Source organism: Streptomyces sp. NPDC004327 (genome assembly GCF_042873935.1).
Classification (GTDB): domain Bacteria; phylum Actinomycetota; class Actinomycetes; order Streptomycetales; family Streptomycetaceae; genus Streptomyces.
Window position 1 is genome coordinate 742,817 of the sequence record NZ_JBIAME010000003.1, and the last position, 21,525, is coordinate 764,341.

The 21,525-nt window shown below is 73.0% G+C and carries 24 protein-coding genes; 13 read left to right on the forward strand and 11 right to left on the reverse strand.

Features of this window, described 5'->3' with window-relative positions; all coding sequences use genetic code 11:
* Positions 1-61: 61 nt before the first annotated feature.
* The gene (locus ACFYU9_RS13975; protein ID WP_389344705.1) at positions 62-1,168 is read right to left on the reverse strand and encodes a multiprotein-bridging factor 1 family protein; all 1,107 of its coding nucleotides are present in this window, start codon (positions 1,166-1,168) and stop codon (positions 62-64) included.
* 331 nt (positions 1,169-1,499) lie between these two features.
* On the opposite strand from ACFYU9_RS13975, the gene ACFYU9_RS13980 reads away from it, so the two are divergent.
* The 6 genes from ACFYU9_RS13980 to hutH all read left to right on the forward strand — a co-directional run bounded on the left by ACFYU9_RS13980 (position 1,500) and on the right by hutH (position 9,459).
* Entirely contained in the window at positions 1,500-1,829 is a 330-nt protein-coding gene (locus ACFYU9_RS13980) for a DUF6415 family natural product biosynthesis protein (RefSeq protein ID WP_389344707.1), read from the forward strand.
* 129 nt (positions 1,830-1,958) lie between these two features.
* Positions 1,959-3,992 (forward strand): tetratricopeptide repeat protein, encoded by a 2,034-nt coding sequence (locus ACFYU9_RS13985; RefSeq protein WP_389344709.1) that lies wholly within the window; start codon positions 1,959-1,961, stop codon positions 3,990-3,992.
* A gap of 128 nt (positions 3,993-4,120) precedes the next feature.
* Positions 4,121-5,026 carry an NmrA family NAD(P)-binding protein gene (locus tag ACFYU9_RS13990; RefSeq protein WP_389344710.1) on the forward strand — a complete coding sequence of 302 codons (906 nt, stop codon included), beginning with the start codon at positions 4,121-4,123 and terminating at the stop codon, positions 5,024-5,026.
* Between the two features lie 64 nt (positions 5,027-5,090).
* Positions 5,091-5,486, forward strand: a complete 396-nt coding sequence (locus ACFYU9_RS13995; protein WP_389204601.1) for a hypothetical protein — start codon at positions 5,091-5,093, stop codon at positions 5,484-5,486.
* A 179-nt stretch (positions 5,487-5,665) separates the two neighbouring features.
* The gene (locus tag ACFYU9_RS14000) at positions 5,666-7,807 is read left to right on the forward strand and encodes a tetratricopeptide repeat protein (protein WP_389344712.1); all 2,142 of its coding nucleotides are present in this window, start codon (positions 5,666-5,668) and stop codon (positions 7,805-7,807) included.
* Between the two features lie 110 nt (positions 7,808-7,917).
* Positions 7,918-9,459: a histidine ammonia-lyase gene (gene hutH, locus ACFYU9_RS14005; protein ID WP_389344778.1), complete on the forward strand. Its 1,542-nt coding sequence runs from the start codon at positions 7,918-7,920 to the stop codon at positions 9,457-9,459.
* A 149-nt stretch (positions 9,460-9,608) separates the two neighbouring features.
* On the opposite strand, the gene ACFYU9_RS14010 is transcribed toward hutH, so the two are convergent.
* Positions 9,609-9,887, reverse strand: coding sequence for a hypothetical protein (locus ACFYU9_RS14010; protein ID WP_389204599.1), 279 nt, complete (start codon positions 9,885-9,887; stop codon positions 9,609-9,611).
* Between the two features lie 145 nt (positions 9,888-10,032).
* On the opposite strand from ACFYU9_RS14010, the gene ACFYU9_RS14015 reads away from it, so the two are divergent.
* Both ACFYU9_RS14015 and ACFYU9_RS14020 read left to right on the forward strand, forming a co-directional pair.
* Complete coding sequence (locus ACFYU9_RS14015; RefSeq protein ID WP_389204598.1) at positions 10,033-10,377, forward strand: hypothetical protein; 345 nt, start codon at positions 10,033-10,035, stop codon at positions 10,375-10,377.
* 193 nt (positions 10,378-10,570) lie between these two features.
* Entirely contained in the window at positions 10,571-11,839 is a 1,269-nt protein-coding gene (locus tag ACFYU9_RS14020; protein ID WP_389204597.1) for an Ig-like domain-containing protein, read from the forward strand.
* A gap of 179 nt (positions 11,840-12,018) precedes the next feature.
* On the opposite strand, the gene ACFYU9_RS14025 is transcribed toward ACFYU9_RS14020, so the two are convergent.
* Positions 12,019-12,885, reverse strand: a complete 867-nt coding sequence (locus tag ACFYU9_RS14025; RefSeq protein ID WP_389204596.1) for a helix-turn-helix transcriptional regulator — start codon at positions 12,883-12,885, stop codon at positions 12,019-12,021.
* A gap of 129 nt (positions 12,886-13,014) precedes the next feature.
* Between ACFYU9_RS14025 and ACFYU9_RS14030 the strand changes: the two genes are divergently transcribed.
* Positions 13,015-14,058: an NAD(P)-dependent alcohol dehydrogenase gene (locus tag ACFYU9_RS14030; RefSeq protein ID WP_389204595.1), complete on the forward strand. Its 1,044-nt coding sequence runs from the start codon at positions 13,015-13,017 to the stop codon at positions 14,056-14,058.
* Positions 14,059-14,135: 77 nt separating this feature from the next.
* Entirely contained in the window at positions 14,136-14,543 is a 408-nt protein-coding gene (locus tag ACFYU9_RS14035) for a DUF1330 domain-containing protein (RefSeq protein WP_389204594.1), read from the forward strand.
* Here the strand turns inward: ACFYU9_RS14035 and ACFYU9_RS14040 are convergent.
* On the reverse strand, positions 14,529-14,957 hold the full coding sequence (locus tag ACFYU9_RS14040) for a VOC family protein (RefSeq protein ID WP_389204593.1): 429 nt from the start codon (positions 14,955-14,957) through the stop codon (positions 14,529-14,531). The genes ACFYU9_RS14035 and ACFYU9_RS14040 overlap by 15 nt on opposite strands.
* 52 nt (positions 14,958-15,009) lie before the next feature.
* Here ACFYU9_RS14040 and ACFYU9_RS14045 point away from each other — a divergent pair, with 52 nt between their 5' ends.
* Positions 15,010-15,840, forward strand: a complete 831-nt coding sequence (locus ACFYU9_RS14045) for a helix-turn-helix transcriptional regulator (RefSeq protein WP_389344713.1) — start codon at positions 15,010-15,012, stop codon at positions 15,838-15,840.
* Positions 15,841-15,855: 15 nt separating this feature from the next.
* Here ACFYU9_RS14045 and ACFYU9_RS14050 read toward each other — a convergent pair whose 3' ends face one another.
* A complete protein-coding gene (locus ACFYU9_RS14050; RefSeq protein WP_389204591.1) occupies positions 15,856-16,386 on the reverse strand; it encodes a hypothetical protein in 531 nt (176 codons plus the stop codon).
* 179 nt (positions 16,387-16,565) lie between these two features.
* Here ACFYU9_RS14050 and ACFYU9_RS14055 point away from each other — a divergent pair, with 179 nt between their 5' ends.
* Complete coding sequence (locus tag ACFYU9_RS14055) at positions 16,566-16,685, forward strand: CGNR zinc finger domain-containing protein (RefSeq protein ID WP_389344715.1); 120 nt, start codon at positions 16,566-16,568, stop codon at positions 16,683-16,685.
* A gap of 70 nt (positions 16,686-16,755) precedes the next feature.
* Here ACFYU9_RS14055 and msrA read toward each other — a convergent pair whose 3' ends face one another.
* Complete coding sequence (gene msrA / locus ACFYU9_RS14060; protein WP_389344717.1) at positions 16,756-17,418, reverse strand: peptide-methionine (S)-S-oxide reductase MsrA; 663 nt, start codon at positions 17,416-17,418, stop codon at positions 16,756-16,758.
* A gap of 71 nt (positions 17,419-17,489) precedes the next feature.
* Positions 17,490-18,596, reverse strand: a complete 1,107-nt coding sequence (locus ACFYU9_RS14065; RefSeq protein WP_389204588.1) for a hypothetical protein — start codon at positions 18,594-18,596, stop codon at positions 17,490-17,492.
* A gap of 73 nt (positions 18,597-18,669) precedes the next feature.
* Between ACFYU9_RS14065 and ACFYU9_RS14070 the strand changes: the two genes are divergently transcribed.
* Positions 18,670-19,824, forward strand: coding sequence for a cystathionine gamma-synthase (locus tag ACFYU9_RS14070; protein ID WP_389204587.1), 1,155 nt, complete (start codon positions 18,670-18,672; stop codon positions 19,822-19,824).
* Between the two features lie 161 nt (positions 19,825-19,985).
* On the opposite strand, the gene ACFYU9_RS14075 is transcribed toward ACFYU9_RS14070, so the two are convergent.
* The 4 genes from ACFYU9_RS14075 to ACFYU9_RS14090 form a co-directional block, all read right to left on the reverse strand.
* The gene (locus ACFYU9_RS14075; protein ID WP_389204586.1) at positions 19,986-20,177 is read right to left on the reverse strand and encodes a DUF1059 domain-containing protein; all 192 of its coding nucleotides are present in this window, start codon (positions 20,175-20,177) and stop codon (positions 19,986-19,988) included.
* A gap of 69 nt (positions 20,178-20,246) precedes the next feature.
* Entirely contained in the window at positions 20,247-20,501 is a 255-nt protein-coding gene (locus tag ACFYU9_RS14080) for a hypothetical protein (protein ID WP_389204585.1), read from the reverse strand.
* Positions 20,498-20,953, reverse strand: coding sequence for a sigma factor-like helix-turn-helix DNA-binding protein (locus ACFYU9_RS14085; RefSeq protein WP_389344719.1), 456 nt, complete (start codon positions 20,951-20,953; stop codon positions 20,498-20,500). The genes ACFYU9_RS14080 and ACFYU9_RS14085 overlap by 4 nt, the downstream gene beginning before the upstream one ends.
* Positions 20,954-20,999: 46 nt before the next feature.
* Positions 21,000-21,512 carry a MarR family winged helix-turn-helix transcriptional regulator gene (locus ACFYU9_RS14090; RefSeq protein WP_389204583.1) on the reverse strand — a complete coding sequence of 171 codons (513 nt, stop codon included), beginning with the start codon at positions 21,510-21,512 and terminating at the stop codon, positions 21,000-21,002.
* Positions 21,513-21,525 lie beyond the last annotated feature (13 nt).

The following is a 21,525-nucleotide window of genomic DNA, read 5'->3' on the forward strand; positions in this document are numbered from 1 at the left end:
GCGCTAACCGTATCGCACGCAAAGTGATGACATGGATGCGTTGAGTGAATATGCCAGAACCTCAGGGCATCTTGATCTCTTTCATGAGCATTCGGAGCGTCAGGCTGTGCTTCTCGGGCGGGAGCGCGCCCAACGCGGCCTCGGCGTAGGCCACTCCGCCCGCGCGGTCACCGGACCGAACCAACATCAGGCCCCGGTGGAGCTCCAGATGCGTGGCGAACCGGGGTAGCTCGCCCGGCAGTTCGCGACGCGCCTGCTCCTGGGCCTCGACGGCGCCCTTGTCGTCGCCCAGCCGGGCGAGGAGAAGCGACCGGAAGACGTTGAGGCGCCACCACGGCACCGCGTAGTCGGACGTCTGCTCGTGCGAGCCCGCCTTGTCGAAGATCCGGCGGCCCTGTAGGTCCAGGCCCAGGGCCGTGGCGCGGTCGCCGCGCAGGGCGGCGGCGTGCGCCCGTCCGTAGACGGCGTTGAGCAGGCCGAGGGAGGGCTTGTCGCTGATGGCGAGGGCCTGATCGGCGAAAACGTCGGCGAAGCCCAGGGAGGCACCCTCGTACCCGAGTGCGATCGCGGCCCGGCCTCGAACCCAGACCCGGGCGTCGTGGTCATCCGCCTGATCGGCGGCCCTGGCGGCCATCTGGTACCAGTGCACGGCCTTCGAGCCGTCCGAACCGGGAAAGGTTTTCGCGTACAGGGTCATGAGCCGCGATGCCACGGACCAGAGGCGCGGGTTTTCGAGCTGCTGTTGCACGACCACGAGTTCGCGGGAGATTCGGCGCTGGACGTCACCGGCGCCCAAGCTCATGTACTCGGTGCCGTAGGTGGCGAGCCTGCCTTCCCAGTCATCCACGGATGGCCCCCCTTGAAGGCGGGCGGCGAAGCCGACGGACAGCAGGTCGGAGGCAATCACGGGCGCTATGGCGGTACCCGCGAGATCGGTCAGGAAGGTTCGGCGTCTCACATCGTCCTCGAATGCGGCCAGGGGGGCATCCAGCACGGTGGACAAGGCCCGGAGGTAGAAGTCCCTGGGCGTGACCTTGCCGCACTCCCAGTTGCTCACGTACTCACGGGAGAGCGTCGTCCCGTATCGATCGTTGATCGCCGAAGCCAGCCTGCCCTGGGACCAGCCCCGGGCCATGCGAAGCTGCCGGATCACATCGCCGAGCTTCATGTCCCCATCTTGCCTCCCGATTGCAGACGATCACTCCTCAACGCCGCAACGGGCCACGCGAATTCACACTAGGAATCGCACTAGGCGTGCGCGCCGCCGTTGACCAGCATGGTTGTCGTCGCCACCACTCCGTCACCCCGGAGAGCAAAATGACCAGCCGTCACGAACCTGACTGGCTCCCCGTCCCCACACCCGGGACGCGTCCCCCCTGCTGTGGCTTGTCTCCCGATCTCCTCGCGCGCGCCCAGCGCGGGTGGGACGCTTTCCTGGCCCGTACAGGCCCGTTGCCCGGCGAGGACGAGGCCGAGGGCGACGCCGAGGACGGCGAGTGGTGAGCGCCGTACCCACGTCGACGTGGATCGACATGGGCCGCGACGTCGACCTCGCGCTCGCCCTGTCCGAGGGCCGGCCGACGGGCCCGGCCGCCGACGAGGTCCGCAGGCGACTGCGCTCGTACATCGGGCAACTCGTCGACCCGGCCGAGGCGTACGCGAAGACCCTCGCCGACAGCCGCGCCCGGTGCATCGTCGAGCAGACGGCCGAACACGCTCGCGCCCTGCTCCGCGACCAGGGCGGCGACCCGGCGACGATGCTGAGACTGCTCGGCAAGGCGACGTACTGCCTGATGCGCTACGTCACGTGCGCCGACTCCGTCGCCTGAGGGAGAGCCGGGGCGCCGTCCCTCTCCAGCGCCACAAGGTCCGCCGCCGAAGAATGGGCCGTAGAGGCGGAGTGCGCTCGCGCGCTAACGTCCCCCGGGCGGGCACGGGCCGGTGAACGGGGTGGGGGCGTGGGGAAGTTCGGGGCGTCGGGATGGCGGCGGGAGAAGGGGGCGCGGGTCGCGGTCGGCGGTGATGCCACGTACAGCGCCCTCGGGCCGTACAGCTCCGTCGTCGTGAACCACCCGCCCGCCACCGGCGAGGACGCCGTGGTCTGGCCGGTGGAGGTGGGGGCGGTGCCCGCGCTGGCGTCGGCGTTCCAGCCGCGCACCGAGCTGCGGGAGCGGATCGACGCCGCACGGGCCGAGGCCGGGACGGCGGTCCTGACGCAGGTCCTGTCGGGCGGCGGCGGGGTCGGGAAGTCGCAGCTGGCCGCCTCGTACGCGGCGCGGGCCGTCGCCGAGGGCACGGAGCTCGTGGTGTGGGCGCCGGCGACCGAGGTGCAGCAGGTCGTCACGCTGTTCGCGGAGGCGGCCGCGCGCGTCTCGGCGCCCGGGGCGAGCGGCGAGAGCCCGGAGGCCGACGCGCGGGCCTTCCTGTCCTGGCTGGCCACCACCTCACGGCGCTGGCTCGTCGTCCTCGACGACATCACCGACCCGGCGGGCGTCGAGCCGCTGTGGCCGGTGAGCCGCACCGGCAGCGGCTGGGTCCTCGCCACGACCCGGCTGCACGACGCCCGGCTGACCGGCGGCGGGCGGCGGAAGGTCTCCGTCGACGTGTACGAGCAGGGCGAGGCGGCCGCGTATCTGCGGGCCCGGCTCGCCGAGGAGCCCGGGCTCGCGGACGAGGCCGTGGAGGAGCTGGCGGAGGAGCTCGGCCTGCTGCCGCTGGCCCTCGGCCACGCCGCCGCGTTCATGATCAACCACGGTCTGACCTGCACCGCCTATCTGGAGCTCTTCCGGCAGGCGCGGACGATCGCCGAGGTCCTCCCGGCCGACGCCGACACCGAGGGCTACGGCCGGGCCGTCACCGCCACGCTGCTGCTCTCCCTCGGCGCCGTCGAGACCGTCGTTCCGGCGGCTCTCGTCCGGCCCGTCCTCTGGCTCGCCGCCGTGCTCGACCCGGCGGGCCATCCGGAGGCGCTGTGGTCGGCCGAGCCCGTGCTCGAAGCGCTCGGCTGCGACGCGGCGGCCGCCCGCGAGGCGCTGCGCGTCCTGCACCGCTACGCCCTGCTGACCCGGGACGCCGGCGCGGTCCGCATCCACGCGCTGACGGCCCGCGCCGTCCGGGAGACGATCCCCGAGGAGGCCCTGCCCCTGGTGGCGGTCACGGCGGCCGACGGGCTGTGCGAGATCTGGCCGCACCCGGACACGGCGCACCGGGAGCTGGCGGCGGTCCTGCGGGCCAACACGGACAGCCTGGTCGAGGCGGCGGGGGAGCACCTCTGGGACCCAGAGGGGCACATCGTCCTGCATCGCGCGGCCAACAGCCTGGCCGATGCCGGACTCACCGAGGCCGCGTTGGAGTACCTGACCTGGATGGGCGAGGAGAGCATCCGGATCTCCGGTTTCGACCACCCGCAGAACCTGACGATCACCGGCAACCTGGCCTCCGCGTTCCAGAACCTGGGGCATCTGGAGGAGGCGACCGAGACGGCCGAGTGGGTGCTCCGCAGGCGCGAGGAGGAACTAGGCGAGGACCACTTCGACACGGGCATCTCCCTGGCCCAGCTCCTCGTCATCCACACGAAGGCGGGGCGCGTGGAGAAGGCGATCGAGGTGGGCGAGCGGGCCCTCGCCATCTTCGCGCGGGAGGCGGGGCCCGAGCACTACCGCACGATCGGCACGCTGACCAACCTGGCCGCCGCCTATCTGGAGTCGGGGCGCACCGAGGACGCCGTCGCCATCCTGGAGGAGCACCTGGAGAACACCGTGCGGATCCTCGGCGCCGAGCATCCGTACACCCTCTCCGTGAAGAACAACCTCGGGTACGGCTACGCGGACTCCGGGCGGCGGGGCGAGGCGCTGGCCCTCTACACCGAACTCGTCGCGGACGCCGAGCGCCTGCTCGGCCCCGACAACCCGGAGACGAGGGCGTACCGCCAGTCGCTGGAGTACCTCAGCGGCCTCGGTCGCTTCCACTGGCGCCTCCTCCGGGGCCGCTGAGCCCCTGCGCTAAAAAAGTCTGCGTCGCGCAGATGTCTGGGCTACTGTCTGCGTGTCGCAAAGATTGCGGCACGCAGATAATTCCGTGTCCCCGACCTGTCCCCGACGTGTCCCCGAAAGGAGCCCCCATGCTCACCGTCGCCGTCACCGGCGCCACCGGCGCCCAGGGCGGAGCCACCGCCCGCGCCCTCCTCGCCGCCGGCCCGCACGCCGGCATCCACGTCCGCGCCCTCACCCGCGACCCCGCCGCGCCCGCCGCCCGGGCCCTGCTCGCCCTCGGCGCCGAGCTCCGCCGCGCCGACTTCGACGACCGCGCCTCGCTCGACGACGCGCTCGCCGGGGCCGACGCCCTCTTCGCCGTCACCACCCCCTTCGGCACCGACACCGCCACCGAGACCCGGCAGGGCGCGGCGCTCGTCGACGCCGCCGCGGCCGCCGGCGTCGGGCACACCGTGTTCACCTCCGCCGCGCACGCCGACCGGGACACCGGCGTGCCGCACTACGACAGCAAGCACCTGATCGAGCGGCACCTGCGCGCCACCGCGGCCGCCTCGGGCATGGCGTGGACGGTGATCGCGCCCGCCGCCTTCATGGACAACTACACCGCCGGCTGGACCCTCGAAGCCCTCCGCGACGGCACCTTCGCCTGGCCGATGGCCGCCGACGTGCCGCTCACGCTCATCCCCGCCGACGACATCGGCGCCTTCGCCGCGCTCACCCTCCGGCGCCGCGAGGAGTTCGCCGGGCGGCGCATCGACATCGCCTCCGACGAACTGACGCCCGACGCCATCGCCCGGGCCCTCGCGGCCGCCTCCGGGCGGCCCGTCGCCCACCACGAGGTGCCGCTCCACGTCGTGCGCCGCCACTCCGCCGACCTCGCGGCGATGTTCACGTACTTCGCCGACCACGGCCTCGACGTGGACGTCGCCGGCCTGCGCCACTCCTATCCAGAGGTCGGCTGGCAGCGCTTCGGGGAGTGGGCCGCCCGCCAGGACTGGAGCGCCCTGATGTCCGACGAAACGGTGCCGTCCTGACGCTTCCTCATCTAGCCTGGCCGGGCCGTGTGTTCGGCCGGAGTGTGGGACGGGGTGGCGTGACGTGGGAAAGATCGTGGCGTGGGTGCTCGGAGCCGTCGCGATCGGATTGGTCGGCATCGCGGTGCTGGTCGATCTGGATACGGGGGACAAGGTCGCGAGCGTGGTCGGCGCCGCCGTCTCGCTGGGCCTGTCGGCCTTCAGCTTCGTGCGCTCCTCAGGCGACGGCCGCACCGGAGCGCGGATCCGGGCCGGGCGCCGGTCGACCGTCATCGACGGAGACGTGACCGGCAGCGCCATCGGGCACGGCTCGAAGGTCTCGGGGCCCCGGCGGGCCACCGGACCCGGCACGCGCCGCGGCCGCAGGCGGGACGTCGACGTCAAGGGCGGCCGGGACAGCAAGGTGATCCTCGGCGACGTGCGCGACAGCGCGGTGGGTGACGAGAGCGAGCGTTCGTGACGCCGTGGTGGCGGCGCGACAAGCCTTCCCCGGACCGGCCTTCCGCGGACCGGCCTTCCCCTGACCGGCCGTCCGCGGACCGGCCTTCCCCTGACCGGCCGTCCGCGGACCGGCCGTCGCCGGACCGGCCGTCGCCGGACCGGCCGTCCCCGTACGACGAACCGCGTTGGCCGAGCCGTATGGACGTGCGGGGCGGCGCCGTCGGTGTGGGGCGCGACGCCCCCTACAGCGCCATCGGCCCGCACAGCACCGTCATCGTCCACGAGGCACCCGCCCAGGGCCCGGACGCCGTCCCCTGGCCGCTGGAGATCGGCACCGTGCCCCTGCTGGCCTCCGCCTTCCAGCCGCGCACGGAGCTGCGCGAGCGGATCGACGCCGTACGCGCCGACGGCCGGGCGGCGGTGCTGACCCAGGTCCTCTCCGGCGGGGGCGGCGTCGGCAAGTCCCAGCTCGCCGCCTCGTACGCGGCGCGGGCCGTCGCCGACGGCACGGACCTCGTGGTGTGGGCGCCGGCGACCGAGGTGCAGCAGGTCGTCACCCTCTACGCCGAGGCGGCAGTCCGGGTCTCGGCGCCCGGGGCGAGCGGCGAGAACCCCGAGGCCGACGCGCGGGCGTTCCTGTCCTGGCTGACCACCACCTCACGGCGCTGGCTCGTCGTCCTCGACGACATCACCGACCCGGCGGGCATGGACCGCTGGTGGCCCGTCAGCCACACCGGCACCGGCTGGGCGCTGGCCACCACCCGGCTGCACGACGCCCGCCTCACCGGCGGCGGCCGGCGCCGCGTCGACGTCGACGTCTACGCGCCCGCCGAGGCCGCCGCCTACCTGCGCACCCGCCTCGCCGACGACGCCGGCCTCGCGGACGACTCGGTCGACGCGCTCGCGGCCGAACTCGGCTACCTCCCGCTGGCCCTCGGTCACGCCGCCGCGTACATGATCAACGACGGGCTGACCTGCACCGCGTACCTGGAACTCTTCCGCGACAGCCGCTCCATCGCCGAGGTGCTGCCGGCCTCCGCCGACTCCGAGGGCTACGGCCGCCGGATCGCCACCACGCTGCTGCTCTCCCTCGACGCGGCCCGGGCCGCCGGTCCGGCCGGCCTCGCCGAGCCCGTGCTGCGCCTCGCCGCCCTGCTCGACCCGGCGGGCCACCCGGAGGACTTCTGGGCCACGCCCGAGGTGCGGGTGTACCTCGGCGGCTGCGAGACCGAGACCGTACGGGCCGCACTGCGCGTCCTGCACCGCTACGCGCTGCTCACCCGCGACTCCGGCGCCGTCCGCGTCCACGCCCTCACCGCCCGCGCCGTCCGCGAGGCCATCCCGCCGCAGGAGCTCGCGGAACTGGCCCACACGGCCGCCGGCGCCCTGCTGACCCTCTGGCCCGATCCCGACCAGCCGTACCGGGACCTGGCGGCCGTCCTGCGGGCCAACACCGACAGCCTCGTCGCGAACGCGGGGGACCACCTCTGGGCCGAGGAGGGTCACCCGCTGCTCTACTGGGCGGGGCACAGCCTGCTGCGGGCCGGGCTCACGGAGGCCGCGACGGCCTACTGGCAGGCGCTCGTGGCGACCCTGGAGCCCGCGCTCGGACCCGACCACGAGGACACCCTGAACGCCCTGGGCGGCCTGGGCTTCAGTCACTGGCAGGCGGGCCGGTCCGCCCAGGCCATCGAGCTGGAGGAGCGGGTCCTCGCCCACCTGGAGCAGCGGGCGCCCGAGCACTCCGACACCCTCGTGGCCAAGGCCAATCTCGCCAGTTCGTACCGCCAGGCGGGCCGCCTGGCCGAGGGTACGGCCCTGAGCGAGCAGGTCCTCGCCGACAGTGAGCGGCTCTTCGGACCCGAGGATCCGAACACCATCGCCGAGCGGCACAACCTGGCCTCCTCCTACTACCGGATGGACCGCTTCGACGAGGCCGTCGCTCTGGGCAGGCGCGTGGTCGTCGACTGCGAGAGCGTCTTCGGCGCCGACCACCCGGCGACCCTCTCCGCCCGGGCGAACCTGGCGGTGGCGCTGCAAGCGACGCTGGGGCCGGACGAGACGATCGAGCTGGAGGAGCAGGTGCTCGCCGACCGCGAGCGGGTCCTGGGCACGGAGCACCCGGACACCATCACGTCCCGCGCCAACCTCGCCGCCTCGTACAGCAGGGCGGGGCGCGACGCCGATGCCCTCGCCCTGCTCACGCAGGCCGTCGCCGAGGCCGAGCGCGTGCTCGCGCCCGGCCACCCCGACCTCGTCGTGTATCAGGAGGCGCTTGCCATGCTGCTCCACGCCCACCCGCGCCCCCGCCCCCGCCTGCGCCGGCTCTTCCGCCGCTGAGCGGAGGCCGCAGAGCGGCGCCGGGGCACAGACTGGAAGCGGGCCGGCGCCCAACCGCCGGCCAGCTAGTGACATGTCGCTCTTCAGTCCGTAGGGTGCTGAATATGGATATGCAGACTGTCGTCCTTGGGACGTCCGGCACCACCCCGCAGGACGTCATCGACGTCGCCCGCCACGGCGCGCGCGTCGAGCTGTCATCCGACGCCGTCCAGGCGCTCGCCACCGCCCGCGCCAGCATCGACGCGCTCGCCGCCAAGCCCGAGCCCGTCTACGGCGTCTCCACCGGCTTCGGCGCGCTCGCCACCCGGCACATCGGCCACGACCTCCGCACCCAGCTGCAGCGCAACATCGTGCGCTCGCACGCCGCCGGCATGGGCCCGCGGGTCGAGCGCGAGGTCGTCCGCGCGCTGATGTTCCTGCGGCTGAAGACCGTCGCCTCCGGTCACACCGGCGTCCGCCCCGAGGTCGCCCAGACCATGGCCGACGTGCTCAACGCCGGCATCACCCCGGTCGTCCACGAGTACGGCTCGCTCGGCTGCTCCGGCGACCTCGCCCCGCTCTCCCACTGCGCGCTCGCGCTCATGGGCGAGGGCGACGCCGAGGGCCCCGACGGCGTGGTCAAGCCGGCCGGCGAGCTGCTCACCGCCGCCGGCATCGAGCCCGTCGTGCTGAAGGAGAAGGAGGGCCTCGCCCTCCTCAACGGCACCGACGGCATGCTCGGCATGCTGATCATGGCCCTCGCCGACCTCGACACGCTCTACAAGTCGGCCGACGTCACCGCCGCGCTCTCCCTCGAAGCCCTCCTCGGCACCGAGAAGGTCCTGGAGCCCGAGCTGCACGCCATCCGCCCGCACCCCGGCCAGGCCGCCTCCGCCGCCAACATGCTCGCCGTCCTCAAGGGCTCCGAGCTCACCGGCCACTACCAGAGCGGCGAGGCCCCGCGCGTCCAGGACGCCTACTCGGTGCGCTGCGCCCCGCAGGTCGCCGGCGCCGGCCGCGACACCATGGCGCACGCCCTGACCGTCGCCGAGCGCGAGCTCGCCGCGGCCGTCGACAACCCGGTCGTCCTCGGCGACGGCACCGTCCGCTCCAACGGCAACTTCCACGGCGCCCCGGTCGCGTACGTCCTCGACTTCCTCGCCATCGCCGCCGCCGACCTCGCCTCCATCGCCGAGCGCCGCACCGACCGGCTCCTCGACAAGAACCGCTCGCACGGCCTGCCGCCGTTCCTCGCGGACGACGCCGGCGTCGACTCCGGCCTGATGATCGCCCAGTACACGCAGGCCGCCCTGGTCAGCGAGATGAAGCGGCTCGCCGTCCCGGCCTCCGCCGACTCCATCCCGTCCTCGGCGATGCAGGAGGACCACGTCTCCATGGGCTGGTCCGCCGCCCGCAAGCTGCGCACCGCGATCGGCAACCTGAACCGGGTCATCGCCGTCGAGCTGTACGCCGCCACCCGCGGCATCGAGCTGCGCCACGGCCTGGCCCCGGCGCCGGCCTCCGCCGCCGTCATCGAGGCGCTGCGCGCCGCCGGCGTCGAGGGCCCCGGCCCGGACCGCTTCCTCGCGCCCGACCTGGCCGCCGCCGACGCCTTCGTCCGCGAGGGCCGCGTGGTCGCCGCCGTCGAGCCGGTCATCGGACCGCTCGCGTAACGCCCCGCGGTCACCGGACCGCTCGCGTAACGCCGCGCGGTCACCGGACCGCTCGCGTAACGCCGCGCGACGCGCGCACCGCGTACGGCATCGCGTACGACCAGGGCCGCCCCCGACTCGACGGGGGCGGCCCTCGTCGTGCGTACGGATCAGGAGGCCCGGCCGCCGCGCCGCATGGCCAGTGTCACGAAGCCCGCGCCCGTGCCCAGGAACAGCGTCCCGCCCAGGAGGTACGGGACCGAGTTCGGGCCGCCGGTCTCCGCGAGTCCCTCATCGCCCTGCGAGTCCGTCACGTCCGTCACGGACGACTGCGGGGCGTCCGATCTGCCGCCCCCGCCGGAGGCGTTCGCGTTCGGCACGAACCAGAGCGCAAAGAGCAGGGTCCCCGCTGCGGTGGCGGTGATCAGCGGGCGTCGGGCGACGGACACGTTCTTTCGATCCCCCTTGAGGAAACCGTCAATTGACACGGCGTGACACCGTGCGCGAGCACCGGGAATCGGTGGGTGCGCCGATGCTAATGAACACACCGGGTCGCGGGAAAGCCGAGGCCTCCCGGCGCTCTACGCTCCGGCCATGAGCACTTCCGAGACATCACGCTATGTACGGCTTCGCATCGATCTCGTCCTGGAGATCGACGGCCCCGCCGAACTGGCCGGCGCCGCCGCCCTCCGGATCGACGCCGATCCGGCGCTGCCGGAGGAGGAGCGCGTACACGCCCGGGCCGCCGTCGCCGAGGACAGCGCCGAGGCCCTCGCGTACCTCGTCGAGCCCTTCGACGTGGTCACGGCCGTGCCCGGCGTGGAGGTCGTCCAGGCGTCCTGGACCAGCGAGGAGATCGAGTACGACCCCGATGCGATGGAGTGGGAGCCCGACGACGAAGATGGTGGGTGGGAGGACGACGAACCCAACCGCGCCTGACCCGCCCCGGCCTTCGGGGCAGGGCCCCGGGACGGCCGCGTCCCGGGGCCCTCGCACGCCGTGGGGAAGGACCGGGAACCGGACGCTCCGCGGGCGCGTGTTGATCAGTGGTGTTCCCCACAAACCCCCGGGGAAGGCAACCGGAGGGGTACTCATGGGTGTTTCAGTGGGAAGTGGCAGGTAGTCGGCGACGATGGAGAAGCGTGTGATGACGGACGGCAAGCGCCGTAGGGGCCTGGCGGCCGCAGCCGCGGTGCTCGGCGGCGTGCTGGTGCTCTCGGCGTGCAACGACGGCGACAAGGGCGGCAGCGCCGACGCCTCGCAGAGCGCGCAGTCACAGGCTCAGGTCGACGAGGCCGCCGCGCAGAAGACGTCGAAGGCGCAGATCACCATCTCGCCGAAGAACGGCTCGCAGAACGCCTCGATCAACAACGACGCCAAGGTCACCGTCAGCGACGGCAAGCTCACCGAGGTCACCATGACCGCCGAGGGCGGCGGCACGGTCGAGGGCAAGATATCGGCGGACGGCCTCAGCTGGCAGCCGAGCGTCCAGCTCAAGCGCGCCACGGTCTACAAGATCGCCGCGACCGCGAAGGACGCCGACGGCCTGGAGGCCCACGAGAACGGCTCCTTCACCACCGTCTCGCAGGCCAACAGCTTCATCGGCAACTTCACGCCGGAGGACGGCTCGACCGTCGGCGTCGGCATGCCGGTCTCGGTCAACTTCAACAAGGCGATCACCGACAAGAAGGCCGTCCAGGGCGGCATCAAGGTCACCTCCAGCTCCGGCCAGGAGGTCGTCGGCCACTGGTTCAACTCCCAGCGGCTCGACTTCCGCCCGGAGCACTACTGGGCCGAGGGCTCCACCGTCACCATGAAGCTGGACCTCGACGGCGTCCAGGGCGCGAACGGCGTCTACGGCGTCCAGCAGAAGACGGTCACCTTCAAGATCGGCCGCAACCAGGTGTCCACGGTCGACGTCAAGACCAAGACGATGACCGTCACCCAGGACGGCAAGACGATCAAGACGATCCCGATCTCCGCCGGCTCCCCGCAGAACACCACCTACAACGGTCAGATGGTGATCTCCGAGAAGTTCAAGGAGACCCGGATGAACGGCGCCACCGTCGGCTTCACCGACTCCGACGGCAAGGGCGAGTACGACATCAAGGACGTGCCGCACGCCATGCGCCTGTCCACGTCCGGCACCTTCATCCACGGCAACTACTGGGGCTCGCGCTCGATCTTCGGCAGCGTGAACACCAGCCACGGCTGCGTGGGCCTCGCCGACGTCAAGGGCGCCGGCGACCCCAACCAGCAGGCGGCGTGGCTGTTCAACAACTCGATCGTCGGTGACGTCGTCATCGTCAAGAACTCGGCGGACAAGACGATCGCGCCCGACAACGGCCTGAACGGCTGGAACATGAGCTGGTCGGCCTGGAAGGCCGGCTCGGCGCTCTGACACGGGCACGGACACGGACGGCGGCCCCCTCACCGGACTCGGTGAGGGGGCCGCTCCGTACGCCGACTGGTCTCTCGTACGCCGACTGGTCTCTCGTACGCCGACTGGTCTCTCGTACGCCGACTGCTCTCTCGTACGCCGGCTGCTCTCGCGCGCGCCGCTGCGCTCCCGTACGCCCGCTACTTCGGTACGTCCACGGGCTCGTCCACGCCCCACTGCGCGAGCAGCCGCAGCGCGTCCGCCGACGGCGAGCCCGGCTCCGCGTGGTACGTCACGAGCACCAGGTCCGGATCGTCGCCGGACACCTTCAGCGACTCGTAGGCGAGCGTCATCTCGCCCACCAGCGGATGCCGCAGCCGCTTCGTGCCGTGCCCCTTGTCGGTCACCGTGTGCGCCGCCCACAGCGAGCGGAACTCCTCGCTGCGCACCGACAGCTCGCCGACCAGGGCCATCAGCTCCGGATCGTCCGGGTAGAGCCCCGCGCACAGCCGCAGCAGGCTCACCACCTCGACGGCCTTGCACTCCCAGTCGACGTACAGATCGCGGGCGTTGGGGTCGAGGAAGACCATCCGGGCCGTGTTCCGGTCGCGCGGCTCCCACGCGGCGAAGTCGCCGAACAGCGCCCGGGCCATCCGGTTCCACGCCAGGACGTCCATCCGGCGGCCGACGACGAAGGCCGGCACGCCCTCCATGGCGTCCAGGAGCTGTGCCAGGCCGGGCCGGACCTGCTGCGGGCGGCTGATCGCCGCGCGCTGCCGCTTCTTCACGGTCGGCCGCGCGAGATGCGTCAGGTGGGCACGCTCGGTGTCGCCGAGCCGCAGGGCCCGCGCGATCGCGTCGAGGACCTCCATGGACACGTTGCGGCCGTTGCCCTGTTCGAGCCGGGTGTAGTACGCCACCGACACCCCGGCCAGCTGCGCCAGCTCCTCCCGGCGCAGCCCCGGCACCCGGCGGCGCCGCCCGAAGTCGGGCAGCCCCACGTCCTGCGGCTTCAGCCGGGCACGCCGTGAGCGGAGGAATTCGCCGAGTTCGGCACTGGGGTCCATGCGTCCCAAGTATTCCCGCTCCGGCCGGCGACCGGACGTACGTTCCTGACCCTGCCAGTGGTAGGAACGGCAGTCGTAGGCAGAGCAGGGGGCTGGGTGGCGGCGGAACGGTCCGGCAGGCTTGCCGCCATGACCACGAACGTTTCCGCCATCGCCGCCCCCGCCGCGGGCGCCCCCCTCGCCCGCACCACCGTCCCGCGCCGGGCGGTCGGCGAGCACGACGTCCTGATCGAGATCAAGTACGCCGGCATCTGCCACTCCGACATCCACCAGGCCCGCGACGGCTGGGGCGAGGGCATCTACCCGATGGTCCCCGGCCACGAGATCGCCGGCATCGTCACCGAGGTCGGCACCGGCGTCACCCGGCACAAGGTCGGCGACCGGGTCGGCGTCGGCTGCTTCGTCGACTCCTGCCGGGAGTGCGAGCAGTGCCGCCAGGGCCTGGAGCAGTACTGCACCGGCGGCGGCACCTCCACGTACAACGCCCTCGACAAGAACGGCGAGCCGACCTACGGCGGCTACTCCACCCACATCGTCGTCGACGAGAACTACACCCTGCGCATCCCCGAGGGCATCCCGCTCGACGCCGCCGCCCCGCTGCTGTGCGCCGGCATCACCCTCTACTCGCCGCTCGCCCGCTGGCAGGCCGGCCCCGGCAAGAAGGTCGCCATCGTCGGCCTCGGCGGCCTCGGCCACATGGGCGTCAAGATCGCCCACGCGCTCGGCGCCGAGGTGACCGTGCTCAGCCAGTCCCTGAAGAAGCAGGAGGACGCCCTCAAGCTGGGCGCCGACCACTACTACGCCACCAGCGACCCGGAGACCTTCACCGCCCTGCGCGGCAGCTTCGACCTGGTGATCTCCACCGTCTCCGCGCCGCTGGACTTCGACGCCTACCTGAGCCTCGTCAAGATCGACGGCACCATGGTCAACGTCGGCGCCCCGGAGGAGCCCGTCAAGGTCGGTCTCTTCTCCCTGATCACCGGCCGCAGGACCCTGGCCGGCTCGATGATCGGCAGCATCGGCGAGACCCAGGAGATGCTCGACTTCTGCGCCGCGCACGGCCTGGGCGCGGAGATCGAGGTGATCACCGCCGACCAGGTCAACGAGGCGTACGAGCGGGTCATCGCGTCCGACGTGCGCTACCGCTTCGTGATCGACGCGTCGACGATCTGACCGTGTCGCCGCAGGCCGCCGGGGCATGACGTCCGGGGTAATCGACCCCGTACGGCATGCCCCGGCACGCTGTTCCCATGACCGCGTACGCCATCGGAAACCTGCACCCGAAGCCCGTCCTCGACGAGGAGGTCCTCGTCTACATCGAGCGCATCCAGGCCACCCTCGACCCCTTCGGCGGCCGCTTCCTCGTCCACGGCGCCCCCGCCCGCGAGGTCCGCGAGGGCAGCTGGCCCGGCGCCGTCGTCATCATCGCCTTCCCGGCCTACGAGGACGCCCGCGCCTGGTACGACTCCGCGCCCTACCAGGCCCTGATCCCGCTCCGCACCCGCCACATGGCCGGCGACGTGCTGCTCGTCGACGGCGTCCCGGACGGCTACGAGGCCACCGCCACGGCGGCGGCCCTGCGCGCGGCGACCCGCGCGGCGGCCGGTTCGCCGGCATGCTCGCCGACGGGCTCGCCGACGGGCTCAGCGGCCGAGTGAGTCCGGGCGGTGCTCGACGTACTCCACCACCGTGCCGTCGGCATGCCGGGCCGTGAACCCGGATCCCGTCGGCACCGGCCGCAGCGGGTCGAGCACCTCGCCGCCCTCCGCGAGCAGCCGGTCCAGACGACCGCGCGCCGAGTCCACCAGGAGCGTGCCGTGGACGTGACGGAACGGTGCCAGATCCGCCGCCTCGCCCTCCACGAGGAGGAAGCCGCCGACGACGGCGAGGGCGAGCCGCTTCTGCGGATACGTGAACCACATGTCGCGCCGCACGCCCTGGACGCGCTCGTAGCGCGCCGTCAGCTCCTCCAGGGTCCCGGGCGCGGTGAAGACCCGGATCAGGGCACGCGGGGAAGTCAGGCCGGACGAGTCGTTGTTGAGCCGCCACAGGACGGTCGTGTCTTCGCTCATGGGAGCGAGCCTCGCGGGGAGAACGCGCCGGAACCAGAAAGGCGTTCATGCTGTGACCGACACTCACAGGCTCGCCCGCCGCCGCGAACTCGGCGGCTTCCTGCGGGCCCACCGCGAACGGCTGGGGCCGGGCGACGTCGGGCTCCCCGCGACCGGCCGGCGCCGCACCCCGGGGCTGCGGCGCGAGGAGGTCGCCGCCCTGTCGGGCGTCGGCCTCGCCTGGTACACCTGGCTGGAACAGGGCCGCGTGGGCACCTCCCGCGAGGTCCTGGAGGCCGTCGGCCGCACCCTGCGCCTCGACCCCGACGCCCGGGCGCACGTGCTGCGGCTCGCGGGCTACGCCGAGCCCGAGCCCGAACCGGAGCCCGAGCCCGAGCACGAGCCGGAGTCAGGGCCCGGGAACGGGCCGGAGTCCGCGGGCCGCCGCGCCGGCGTCGCGCGTCTCCTGGAGAGCTGGCCGGACAGCCCGGCGGTGCTCCTCGACGGCGCCCTCGACATGACCGCCTGGAACGACGCGTACCGCAGGACCTTCCCCGACCCCGCGCGGCTGCCCGCGGCCCGCCGCAACCTGCTGCTCCAGCTCGTCGCCGACCCCGCTCACCAGCGGATCCTCCCCGACTGGCAGCCCCTCGCGATCGACCTCTACCGCCACGTCCGCACCCGCGCCGACGCCCGCCCCGACGACCCCCGCCTGCGCGCCCTGACCGCGCTGCTCGCCGCCGACCGGCCGGACCTGGCCGACTGGTGGGCCTGCCGCTCGGTCGGCGCCTTCACCTCCCGCACGGTCGAGGCGCACCCCGGGGCGGAAGGCGCCCGGACGTACCGCGTGACCATGCTCCACACGCCGGACGCGCCGGGCGCCGCGATCCTGTTGTGGGTGTGACGACGGGCCGGGCGGTCAGGCGACCTTCTCGCAGAGCGAATCGGCCGAGCCGTGCAGGAAGGTCAGCGTCTTGTAGCCGGTGGGCGAGACCTCCAGGGTGTAGGCGCCGTCGACCGTGTACAGGCCGCGCGGGACGTTGCCGCCGCCCTCGCCGAAGCCGGCCAGGATCGGGCCGACCACGTACCACGTCTGGGAGCGGTCGGGGTGGAGCGCGACCAGGGCGCGGCCGCTCGCGTCGGCGTCGTACGTGGCGCCGGTCGCGGAGTTGAGGAGGCGGACGACGAGGTCGCCCTTGTACTCGACGAGCTTGGTGCCGTCCGCCTGGACGCCGACCGTGCGGCGCACGACCTCGTCCACCACGGGCGCGCCCTGGACGGCGAAGTCGCAGCGTGCGCCGGCCGGGTAGGACCAGGCGGGCGAGGGCGCGGGCTCCCAGCCGGTGCCGGGGCCGGTGGCTGTGCCGGTGGCGCCGGCCGGGGCGGCGGTGGTGAGGAGGGCGGCGCCGACGGCGGTGAGGGAGACGAGGAAGACAGGAATCCGTCGCACGGAAACTCCTTGGCGATAAGGGTGGTTGGTGCCTTCGCCCACACTCTCCGCCCGCCCCCTGACCACAACCTGACCAGTCGCCCTAAGGTGGCCCGCACCATGGACTTCACCCTCCTCGGCCCCTTCGAGGCCCGCCACGAGGGCGTACGCGTGCCGCTCGGCCGCCGCCGTCAGGAGCGGTGCGCCTCACCCTCCGCGCCTGCCCGAGCCCGGACTGCGGCTGGCTCTTCCTGGACGAGTCGGGCCGACGGCGCTGGTGCTCGCTGGCGACGTGCGGGGGCGGCGACCGGGTCGTCTGAACACGGCCGGGACACGGCACGACGGACGGCCGGACAGCCCTGCCGAGAGCTGCCCGCGCAAACGCGGCCGTCAGCCGTCGGCCTTCGCCACGCCGATCGGGCACGACACGCCCGTCCCGCCGATGCCGCAGTAGCCCGCCGGGTTCTTGTCCAGATACTGCTGGTGATATGCCTCGGCCGGATAGAAGGTGCGGCCCTCGGCCGGGAGGATCGTGGTGGTGATCTCGCCGTAGCCGGAGCCGGTCAGGACGCGCTGGTAGGCGTCGCGGGAGGACTCGGCCGTGGCGGCCTGCTCGGGGGTGTGGGTGTAGACGGCCGAGCGGTACTGGGTGCCGACGTCGTTGCCCTGGCGGAAGCCCTGGGTGGGGTCGTGGGACTCCCAGAAGAGCTTCAGGAGGCGCTCGAAGGAGACGGCGGCCGGGTCGAAGACGACGCGGACGACCTCGGTGTGGCCGGTGAGGCCCGAGCAGACCTCCTCGTACAGCGGGTGCCGCGTGAAGCCGCCCTGGTAGCCGACCAGGGTCGTGTACACGCCCTCGGTCTGCCAGAACTTGCGCTCGGCGCCCCAGAAGCAGCCCAGCGCGAAGTCGGCGACCTCGAGGCCCTCCGGGTAGGGGCCGAGGAGCGGGGTGCCGAGGACCGTGTGGCGCTCGGGGACCGCGAAGGCGGGCTCGTCGCGCCCGCGCAGGGCCTGCTCGGGCGTGGGGAGGACGGGGGTGCGGGACAGGAACATGCTGCATCTCTCCTCGGCGTTCGGCGCGACAGGCACAACACCGCCCGCCCTCCCCGTGTTCCCCGGCGGCGTCAGTGCGGCAGCGTCGCCGGGCTGCCGCCGTTCGCCTCGTACCCGGCCACCACCAGGTTCCGCACCACCGTGTACGCCGCCGCCGGGTCCTCGCTCAACGTCCACGGCAGCGCGCCCACGTACCCGTCGACCTGGACGAGCAGCCGCATCGCCTCGGCCCAGCGATCGGCGCCGACCAGGAAGTGCACGAGCAGGTGCCGTACGTGCGCGAGCATCGGGTCGTCGGGCCGGGCCGAGTGCACCGCGTACATCGCGCCCTCGACGGCCTTGGTGACGACGGCCGTGCGGTAGAAGTCGACACCGACCACGATCTCCGGCCGGTTCTCGAAGACGGAGAACAGCGGCAGCGCGGCGAGCAGCGAACCCTGCGGGGCGCGCGCCGCGGCCGTCGTCGCGAAGCGGTCGGCGTCCTCGCGCGAGCCGTGCCACTTCGCGCACCAGTAGTGCAGGGCCGCCAGATGCGCGCCCATGTGCGCCGGCGCGCGGTCGATGACCTTCGCCCACAGCAGGTCGAACTCCTCCGGGGAGTCGCCGAGCCCGCGCGCCACGGCCAGCTCGGAGACGTACGGCACCGGGTCGCCGGGCGAGAGCAGCGCCGCCTGCCCGCACGCGGCCCGCGCCTCCTCCAGGATGATCCGGAAGTCCTGCGCGCCGGACGCCGAGGTGCGCCACGCCTGCTGCACCAGGAACTCCGCGTACACCTGCGCCCCGCCCGGGTCCTTCGGCGCGTCCGCCCGCCACGAGCGCAGCCACGCGCCGCCCGCGCCCGGCCGCTCGGCCAGTTCGAGCGAGGCCGCGCCCGCGAACGCCTGCACGCGCTGCCAGCGGACCTCGCCGTCCTTCGGCGTCCCGAGCAGCAGCTGCGACGCCGCCCGCCAGTCCTGCGTGGCCTGCACGACGGCAAGCACGTCGAGGAGGTCCCGGTCCGGCCCGGGCAGCCGTACGTCCTGCTCCTCCTGGCGCAGGAAGCCGTAGGCCTCCGGGTCCGCCGCGTCGGGCGAGCCCGGGGCCACCACCTGGATGCCGCCACGGCGCCGGCGCAGCACGAAGGGACCCAGGGCGCCGAACAGCAGCCCGAGCGCGATCAGGAACCAGAGAATCTCCATGTGTCCATTGTCCAGGACGCCCCGTGAGACAGAAGGCGGCGAGGGGGCCGTCACGGGACTACGCTCCTGACCCATGAGCGACCAGCACACCCACCAGAGCTTCGAGACCCGCGCCATCCACGCGGGCAACACCGCCGACCCGCTGACCGGCGCGGTCGTGCCGCCCATCTACCAGGTGTCCACCTACAAGCAGGACGGTGTGGGCGGGCTCCGCGGCGGCTACGAGTACAGCCGCAGCGCCAACCCCACGCGCACCGCCCTGGAAGAGAACCTGGCGGCCCTCGAAGGCGGCCGCCGCGGTCTCGCCTTCGCCTCCGGCCTCGCCGCCGAGGACTGCCTGCTGCGCACCCTCCTGGTCCCCGGCGACCACGTCGTCATCCCCAGCGACGCGTACGGCGGCACCTTCCGTCTCTTCGCGAAGGTCGTCCAGCGCTGGGGCGTCGACTTCTCCGTCGCCGACACCTCCGACATCGAGTCGGTGCGCGGCGCCATCAACGACCGCACCAAGCTGATCTGGGTGGAGACCCCGTCCAACCCGCTGCTCGGCATCACCGACATCGAGGCCGTCGCGGGCGTCGCCCGCCAGGCCGGCGTCAAGCTGGTCGTCGACAACACCTTCGCCTCGCCGTACCTCCAGCAGCCGCTGTCGCTGGGTGCGGACGTCGTCGTGCACTCGCTCACCAAGTACATGGGCGGCCACTCCGACGTCGTCGGCGGCGCCCTGATCGCGGCCGACGCCGAGCTCGGCGAGGAACTGGCGTACCACCAGAACGCGATGGGCGCGGTGGCGGGCCCGTTCGACTCCTGGATCGTGCTGCGCGGCATCAAGACGCTCGCCGTGCGCATGGACCGGCACACCGAGAACGCCGGCAGGATCACCGAGATGCTGACCCAGCACCCGAAGGTCACCCAGGTCCTCTACCCGGGCCTGCCGGAGCACCCGGGCCACGAGATCGCGGCGAAGCAGATGCGTGCCTTCGGCGGCATGATCTCCTTCCGCGTCGCGGGCGGCGAGGAGGCGGCCGTCCAGGTCTGCAACCGCGCCAAGCTCTTCACCCTGGGCGAGTCCCTCGGCGGCGTCGAGTCCCTCATCGAGCACCCGGGCCGCATGACGCACGCGAGTGTCGTCGGCTCCGCCCTGGAGGTCCCGGCGGACCTGGTGCGCCTGTCGGTCGGCATCGAGAACGTCGACGACCTGATGGCGGACCTGCGCGAGGCGCTCGGTTAATCCCCGTACGGGTACGGGTACGGGCCGGGCCCCCGCCGCGGGGGTCCGGCCGCGTGCGTGCAGGAGCCGCGGGCGTGGAGAAGCCGCCTGCGTTCGGGAGCCGCGTGCTTTGAGAAGCGGCGCGTGTTCAGGAGCCGCGTGCTTTCAGGAGCCGCGTGCTTTCAGGAGCCGGGCACCGGGTCCTTCATGCTCGCCTTGACCTCTTCGCGCAGCTGGGGGCTGTCGGTGTGCCCGTGCACGGCGATCACGTGCGCGACGGCCGCCTTCAGGAGTTCGTCCTCCTCGCCCGCCATGTACATCGTGCAGTTGGAGACGCTGGGGAAGTCCCGGCAGTCGGTTGATTTCCTGGTCATGTCGACCTTCTCTCGAGCCCCCCGCACGCTCCTCATCCCAGGCTAGGCCGGTTGCCCGGGGCCTTCGAGTCAGAAGCCTTCGAGCGGTGGTGTCGTCCCCGCCGGCGGGACCTCCCACGGCCGCGCGACCGACGCCCAGACGACGAACGCGGCCACCGCGAGCGCGAGCAGCGCCCACCCGATGCGCCGGACGACCCGGTCGCGGCGCAGCAGCCGGGTGCCGCGGGCCACGGCCCGGGCGGCGAGGTCGCCGGGCACGTGCGGGTGCTGCCCGGTCTCCATCAGCCGGCGGACCTCGTCCTCCTTGCGCTCGTGGCGGCTCATGACGCCGCCCGCAGGTGGCTCACGGAGCGCGCGCAGATCGCCCGGATCCGCTCCTCGGGCAGCCCGAGGAGGGCCGCGGTCTGCTCCTCGGGGACTCCCTCGTGCAGCCGGAGCACCACGACGAGCCGTTCCTGCGGCGTGAGCGCGGCGAGCACGCCGCCCCGGCCGCGCTGGTGGCGCCAGGCGGTGCGGGCGAAGCGCAGGGCGAGTTCGGAGCGGGTGCGCTGGTAGGGGTCCTCGCCGCGCAGCCGCTCCCAGTGCGCGTAGGTGTGGGCGAGGGCGGCGGTCAGCAGGGCCTGGGCGAGCGGGTTCCTGCGGGCCGGCTCGGCGGTGAGCAGCGTCGCGACATGCAGCAGCCGCCCCGACCCCCCGGCGACGAACGCGTGGAACTCCCGGGAGCGAGCGGTGTTTTCGGCTATGTGGCCGGGAGGGCCACTGTTCGACTCGCGCACGTCCTCATATGAGGTCAGCGCGGGCCCGTGGTCAAGACTGTTGTGGTCAAGACTTGGGCGCGGACTCGTCCTTGGCGATCGGCAGGCCCGACTGCCGTGCGGAGAGTGCCGAGTTGAAGCGCGTGAGCAGGGTGCAGAAGGACTCCCGCTCGTCCGGCGTCCAGCCGTCGGTGACCTCGGCCATCAGCTGCCGGCGCGAGGCGCGGACCTCCTCCAGGCGGGCCTGGCCGCGCGGCGACAGCTGGAGCACCACGGCGCGCCCGTCCTCCGGGTGCGAGGTGCGCTTGACCAGGCCGGTGTCGACGAGCGGGGCGACCTGGCGGGTGACCGTGGAGGAGTCGATGCCCATGCCGGCGGCGAGCGCCTTCACGCCCATCGGGCCTTCCTGGTCGAGCCGGTTGAGCAGCAGATAGGCGGCGCGGTCCATGGAGTTGCGCAGCTGCCCGGTGCCGCCGAGCCTGGTCTGCTCGGCCCGCCGGGCGAAGACGGCCACCTGGTGCTGGAGGGCGTCGAGGAGACCGGGTTCGAGCTCAGTCGTCATGTCCTGGGACGTGGGCATGGCTGTGGTGGCT

Coding starts and splice junctions, on each gene's coding strand:
- ACFYU9_RS13990 (WP_389344710.1), top strand. CDS start 4,121: ATGCTCACCGTCGCCGTCACCGGCGCCACCGGCGCCCAGGGCGGAGCC.
- ACFYU9_RS14030 (WP_389204595.1), top strand. CDS start 13,015: ATGACCACGAACGTTTCCGCCATCGCCGCCCCCGCCGCGGGCGCCCCC.
- ACFYU9_RS14000 (WP_389344712.1), top strand. CDS start 5,666: ATGGACGTGCGGGGCGGCGCCGTCGGTGTGGGGCGCGACGCCCCCTAC.
- msrA (WP_389344717.1), bottom strand. CDS start 17,418: ATGTTCCTGTCCCGCACCCCCGTCCTCCCCACGCCCGAGCAGGCCCTG.
- ACFYU9_RS14080 (WP_389204585.1), bottom strand. CDS start 20,501: ATGAGCCGCCACGAGCGCAAGGAGGACGAGGTCCGCCGGCTGATGGAG.
- hutH (WP_389344778.1), top strand. CDS start 7,918: ATGCAGACTGTCGTCCTTGGGACGTCCGGCACCACCCCGCAGGACGTC.
- ACFYU9_RS14015 (WP_389204598.1), top strand. CDS start 10,033: ATGAGCACTTCCGAGACATCACGCTATGTACGGCTTCGCATCGATCTC.
- ACFYU9_RS13975 (WP_389344705.1), bottom strand. CDS start 1,168: ATGAAGCTCGGCGATGTGATCCGGCAGCTTCGCATGGCCCGGGGCTGG.
- ACFYU9_RS14075 (WP_389204586.1), bottom strand. CDS start 20,177: ATGACCAGGAAATCAACCGACTGCCGGGACTTCCCCAGCGTCTCCAAC.
- ACFYU9_RS14090 (WP_389204583.1), bottom strand. CDS start 21,512: ATGCCCACGTCCCAGGACATGACGACTGAGCTCGAACCCGGTCTCCTC.
- ACFYU9_RS14035 (WP_389204594.1), top strand. CDS start 14,136: ATGACCGCGTACGCCATCGGAAACCTGCACCCGAAGCCCGTCCTCGAC.
- ACFYU9_RS14065 (WP_389204588.1), bottom strand. CDS start 18,596: ATGGAGATTCTCTGGTTCCTGATCGCGCTCGGGCTGCTGTTCGGCGCC.
- ACFYU9_RS14025 (WP_389204596.1), bottom strand. CDS start 12,885: ATGGACCCCAGTGCCGAACTCGGCGAATTCCTCCGCTCACGGCGTGCC.
- ACFYU9_RS14020 (WP_389204597.1), top strand. CDS start 10,571: ATGGAGAAGCGTGTGATGACGGACGGCAAGCGCCGTAGGGGCCTGGCG.
- ACFYU9_RS14040 (WP_389204593.1), bottom strand. CDS start 14,957: ATGAGCGAAGACACGACCGTCCTGTGGCGGCTCAACAACGACTCGTCC.
- ACFYU9_RS14070 (WP_389204587.1), top strand. CDS start 18,670: ATGAGCGACCAGCACACCCACCAGAGCTTCGAGACCCGCGCCATCCAC.